Origin of the sequence: Desulfonatronum sp. SC1 (assembly GCF_003046795.1) — a bacterium.
GTDB lineage: Bacteria > Desulfobacterota > Desulfovibrionia > Desulfovibrionales > Desulfonatronaceae > Desulfonatronum.
In genome coordinates this window covers 1-385 of record NZ_PZKN01000241.1, presented here as the reverse complement: position 1 = coordinate 385, position 385 = coordinate 1, and the positions used below count along the sequence as shown (strand labels likewise).

1 pseudogene is annotated in these 385 nt (G+C 50.4%); it reads right to left on the bottom strand.

From position 1 onward, the window contains the following. Positions 1-385, bottom strand: a pseudogene (locus C6366_RS21405) (transcription termination factor Rho); the annotation flags it as partial.

Sequence of the window (385 nt, the reverse complement as noted above, 5' to 3'; positions counted from 1 at the left end):
TGTCAAGTAGCAAATCTTCTCTTCGGGTGCTCGACGACATGATGTCGACAGATGGGAATACGCGTTTATTGGCAAGCTTGCGATCCAACTGAAGCTCCATGTTACCGGTTCCTTTAAACTCTTCAAATATTACGTCATCCATTTTTGAGCCGGTTTCGGTAAGGGCAGTGGCCAAAATGGTGAGTGAACCACCACCTTCGATGTTGCGGGCTGCACCAAAGAACCGTTTGGGTTTATGCAGTGCATTGGCATCCACTCCACCCGAGAGCACCTTACCCGAAGCTGGCGACACGGTGTTATAGGCACGTGCCAAACGGGTGATGGAATCGAGGAGAATAACCACATCGTGTCCACACTCTACCATGCGCTTAGCCTTCTCGAGAAC